This is a genomic window from Clavibacter lycopersici, from assembly GCF_003576405.1.
Taxonomy (GTDB): domain Bacteria; phylum Actinomycetota; class Actinomycetes; order Actinomycetales; family Microbacteriaceae; genus Clavibacter; species Clavibacter lycopersici.
This window is the reverse complement of record NZ_QWGT01000208.1, coordinates 1-4,951: the sequence shown is the minus strand read 5'-3', so window position 1 is coordinate 4,951 and position 4,951 is coordinate 1. Positions and strand designations below refer to the sequence as shown.

The 4,951-nt window shown below is 71.1% G+C and carries 3 protein-coding genes; all 3 read left to right on the top strand.

Going from position 1 to position 4,951, the window contains the following annotated elements; all coding sequences use genetic code 11:
• A partial coding sequence (locus tag DZG00_RS12205; protein WP_119455667.1) for a PH-like domain-containing protein occupies nt 1–403 on the top strand: 403 nt, incomplete at its 5' end.
• A 5-nt stretch (nt 404–408) separates the two neighbouring features.
• Nucleotides 409–1,581, top strand: coding sequence for a glutamine-hydrolyzing carbamoyl-phosphate synthase small subunit (carA, locus tag DZG00_RS12200; RefSeq protein WP_199688973.1), 1,173 nt, complete (start codon nt 409–411; stop codon nt 1,579–1,581).
• Nucleotides 1,581–4,871, top strand: coding sequence for a carbamoyl-phosphate synthase large subunit (gene carB / locus DZG00_RS12195; protein ID WP_119455666.1), 3,291 nt, complete (start codon nt 1,581–1,583; stop codon nt 4,869–4,871). Before carA ends, carB begins: the two co-directional genes overlap by 1 nt.
• Nucleotides 4,872–4,951 lie beyond the last annotated feature (80 nt).

Below are 4,951 nucleotides of genomic sequence, written 5' to 3'. Positions count from 1 at the left end.
GCCCGCCGGGCTCGGCGCGCCGCGTCTCGAGGTCGACGTGCTCTACGTCGCCACGACCACCGCGGGCGAGGCGCTCGACCGTCTGACGGTCCGGCCCCTCGGCTTCCGCGGGCGCGCGGCGGCCCGGGTGCACGACGCCGGGCTCGTCCTCGCGATCGACGGCGAGCGCGAGGTGCTCGTGCCCGCCGACCGGATCACGGGATCCGGGCTCGCGACCTACACGATCGACCGCGTCGTGGAGGAGGGCGGCCTCGTGGCCGTCACCTGGATCCTCGACGCGGCGGCCGGCACCCGGGTGGACACGTACCTCCGGGTGATCGACCCGCGCGAGAAGACCGCGCTCGTCGACGCCCTCGACCAGATCACGCGCCCTGCGCACGACGACGACAACGAAGGGAAGTGACCGACATGGCCCGACACGAACCAGCTGTCCTGGTGCTCGAGGACGGACGGAGGTACGTCGGACGCGCGTACGGCGCCCGCGGCGTGACCCTCGGCGAGGCCGTCTTCGCGACCGGCATGACCGGCTACCAGGAGACCATCACCGACCCGTCCTACGCGGGCCAGATCGTGCTCCAGACGGCGCCGCACATCGGCAACACCGGCATGAACGACGACGACATGGAGTCCCGCCGCATCTGGGTCGCCGGCTACGTCGTCCGGGACCCCTCCCGCGTTGTCTCCAACTTCCGCGGGCAGCGCACGCTCGAGGACGACCTGGTCGCCCAGGGCGTGGTCGGCATCTCGAACATCGACACGCGAGCCGTCACCCGCCGGATCCGGGACGAGGGCGCCATGCGCGCCGGCGTCTTCTCCGGCGAGGCCGCGTCGCTCTCCGACGAGGAGCAGCTCGCGCAGGTGCGGCAGGCGCCCGACATGACGGGCCGCAACCTCTCCGCCGAGGTCTCCACGCAGGAGACGTACACGATCCCGGCCGAGGGCGAGCGCATCGGATCCGTCGCGGTGCTCGACCTCGGCATCAAGACCGCGACGGTCAAGCACCTCGCGGCCCGCGGCCTCGACGTGCACGTCGTGCCGCAGTCGATCACCACGGAGGAGCTCGCCGAGCTCGCGCCCACCGCGGTCTTCTACTCGAACGGCCCCGGCGATCCCGAGGCCTCGCAGTACCACGTCGAGCTCCTGCAGGACGTGCTCCGCAAGGGCATCCCGTTCTTCGGGATCTGCTTCGGCAACCAGCTGCTCGGCCGCGCCCTCGGGTTCGACACCTACAAGCTGCCGTTCGGCCACCGCGGGATCAACCAGCCCGTGCTCGACCGCCGCACCGGCCGCGTCGAGATCACGAGCCAGAACCACGGCTTCGCGGTCTCGGCGCCGCTCGACGGCCCGGTCGACAGCCCCGCCGGCTTCGGCCGCGCGGAGGTCAGCCACGTCTCGCTCAACGACCAGGTCGTGGAGGGGCTCAACTGCCTCGACATCCCCGCCTTCAGCGTGCAGTACCACCCGGAGGCGGCCGCGGGCCCGCACGACTCGTCGTACCTCTTCGACCGGTTCATCCAGCTGATCCACGACGCGTCGGGCACCGCCCCCGCGTCCGCCTCGACCCCCCAGGAGACCGTGTAATGCCCAAGCGCGACGACATCAACAGCGTCCTCGTCATCGGCTCCGGGCCGATCGTCATCGGCCAGGCCGCCGAGTTCGACTACTCCGGCACGCAGGCCTGCCGCGTGCTCCGCGAGGAGGGCGTGCGCGTCATCCTCGTGAACTCCAACCCCGCGACGATCATGACCGACCCGGGCTTCGCCGACGCGACGTACATCGAGCCGATCACGAGCGAGGTGCTCGAGAAGATCATCATCAAGGAGCGCCCCGACGCGGTGCTCCCGACGCTCGGCGGCCAGACCGCGCTCAACGCGGCCATCCGCCTCGACGAGCTCGGCATCCTCGCCAAGCACGGCGTGGAGCTCATCGGCGCGAAGGTCGAGGCCATCCAGAAGGGCGAGGACCGGCAGCTCTTCAAGGACCTCGTCATCGAGTCCGGCGCCGACGTCGCCCGCTCGCACGTCGCGAAGACGCTGGAGCAGGCCGTCGAGTACGCCGAGGACCTCGGCTACCCGCTCGTGATCCGCCCCTCCTTCACCATGGGCGGCCTCGGCTCCGGCTTCGCGCACACGCGCCAGGAGCTCGAGCGCATGGTCGCCGACGGCCTGCAGTCGAGCCCCACCACCGAGGTGCTCCTCGAGGAGTCGATCCTCGGCTGGAAGGAGTACGAGCTGGAGCTCATGCGCGACACGGCCGACAACACGGTCGTCGTCTGCTCCATCGAGAACGTGGACCCCGTCGGCGTGCACACGGGCGACTCGATCACGGTCGCGCCGGCCCTCACGCTCACCGACCGCGAGTACCAGCACATGCGCGACATCGGCATCGACATCATCCGCCGGGTGGGCGTGGACACGGGCGGCTGCAACATCCAGTTCGCGGTGGACCCGACGAACGGCCGCCTCATCGTCATCGAGATGAACCCGCGCGTCTCCCGCTCCAGCGCGCTCGCGTCGAAGGCCACGGGCTTCCCGATCGCGAAGATCGCGGCGAAGCTCGCCATCGGCTACCGCCTCGACGAGATCCCGAACGACATCACCAAGGTCACGCCCGCGAGCTTCGAGCCGACGCTCGACTACGTGGTCGTCAAGGTGCCGCGGTTCGCGTTCGAGAAGTTCCCGGCCGCCGACGCCGAGCTCACCACCACCATGAAGTCGGTGGGCGAGGCCATGGCCATCGGCCGCAACTACTCCACCGCGCTGCAGAAGGCGCTGCGCTCGCTCGAGAAGCGCGGATCCTCCTTCCACTGGGGCGCGGAGAGCCGCTCGGTCGACGAGCTGCTCGAGACGAGCCGGATCCCCACCGACGGCCGCATCGTCACGGTGCAGCAGGCGCTCCGCGCGGGCGCCACGCCGGAGCAGGTCTTCGACGCGACGAAGATCGACCCCTGGTTCATCGACCAGATCGTCCTCATCAACGAGGTCGCCGACGCCGTGCGCGACGCCGACGAGCTCGACGCGGACACCCTCCGCGAGGCGAAGGACCACGGCTTCTCGGACGCGCAGATCGCCGAGATCCGGGGCCTCGCCGAGCAGGAGGTCCGCGACGCGCGCCACGCGGCCGACATCCGCCCCGTGTACAAGACGGTCGACACGTGCGCGGGCGAGTTCCCGGCGCTCACGCCGTACCACTACTCCAGCTACGACTCCGAGACGGAGATCGTGCCGTCCGACCGCCGCAAGGTGATCATCCTGGGCTCGGGCCCGAACCGCATCGGCCAGGGCATCGAGTTCGACTACTCGTGCGTGCACGCGTCGTTCGCGCTGGCCGAGGCCGGGTTCGAGACCATCATGATCAACTGCAACCCGGAGACGGTCTCGACCGACTACGACACGAGCGACCGGCTCTACTTCGAGCCGCTCACGCTCGAGGACGTGCTCGAGATCGTGCACGCGGAGCAGCAGGCGGGCGAGCTCGTCGGCGTCGTCGTGCAGCTGGGCGGGCAGACCGCGCTCGGGCTCGCGAAGGGCCTCGAGGCCGCGGGCGTCCCCATCCTCGGCACGAGCCCCTCGGCCATCGACCTCGCGGAGGAGCGGGGCCTGTTCTCCGGGATCCTCGACGCCGCGGGCCTCGTGGCTCCCCGCAACGGCACGGCCGTCGAGATCGACGAGGCCGTCGTCGTCGCGGAGGAGATCGGCTACCCCGTGCTCGTCCGGCCGAGCTACGTGCTCGGCGGCCGCGGCATGGAGATCGTCTTCGACACCGCGACGCTGCACGACTACTTCCTGCGCATGGCCGACCAGGGCATCATCGGCGAGGGCAAGCCGCTCCTCATCGACCGCTTCCTCGACGACGCCATCGAGATCGACATCGACGCCATCTACGACGGCACCGAGCTGTACGTCGGCGGCGTCATGGAGCACATCGAGGAGGCCGGGATCCACTCGGGCGACTCGAGCTGCACGCTCCCGCCCGTCACCCTCGGCCGCGGCCAGATCCAGCAGGTCGTCGACGCCACGCGCGCCATCGCCGAGGGCGTGGGCGTGCGCGGACTCCTCAACGTGCAGTTCGCGATCGGCGCGGGCGTGCTCTACGTCCTCGAGGCGAACCCGCGCGCGAGCCGCACGGTGCCGTTCGTCTCCAAGGCGCTCGGCATCCCGCTCGCGAAGGCCGCGTCGCTCGTCATGGTCGGCACCTCCATCGCGGAGCTGAAGGCCTCGGGCCTGCTGCCCGAGCGCGACGGATCCGACGTCCCCATGGACTCGCCCGTCGCCGTCAAGGAGGCCGTGCTGCCCTTCAAGCGGTTCCGCACGAAGGACGGCCTCATCGTCGACTCCGTGCTCGGCCCGGAGATGCGCTCCACGGGCGAGGTCATGGGCATCGACCGCGACTTCCCGCGCGCGTTCGCGAAGAGCCAGGAGGCGGCGTTCGGCGGCCTCCCGCTCTCGGGCACGGTGTTCGTCTCGGTGGCCGACCGCGACAAGCGCTCCATCGTGCTGCCGGTGCTCCGCCTCCAGCAGCTCGGCTTCGAGGTGCTCGCGACCGCGGGCACGGCGGAGATCCTCAGCCGGAACGGGATCCAGGCGCGCGTCGTCCGCAAGTACAGCGAGGAGCCCGCCGCGGGCGACTCGCCGTCGATCGTCGACCTCATCAACCGCGACGAGGTGGACGTGGTCATCAACACGCCGTCGGGCCGCACCGCCCGCGCCGACGGCTACGAGATCCGCGCCGCGGCCGTCGCGGCCGACAAGGCGCTGTTCACGACCATCGCGCAGCTCACGGCCGCGGTCGCCTCCTTCGACGCCATCCGGGCGGGCTTCGACGTCACGAGCCTGCAGGACTACGCGATCGCCCGCGAGGCCCGCAGGTGACGAGCGCGGACGGCGGGGCGGCCCCGGCCGCCCCGCCGTTCGGCGCGCGCCTCGCCCGCGCCTTCCGGGAGCGCGGGCAC

Coding starts and splice junctions, on each gene's coding strand:
- carA (WP_199688973.1), top strand. CDS start 409: ATGGCCCGACACGAACCAGCTGTCCTGGTGCTCGAGGACGGACGGAGG.
- carB (WP_119455666.1), top strand. CDS start 1,581: ATGCCCAAGCGCGACGACATCAACAGCGTCCTCGTCATCGGCTCCGGG.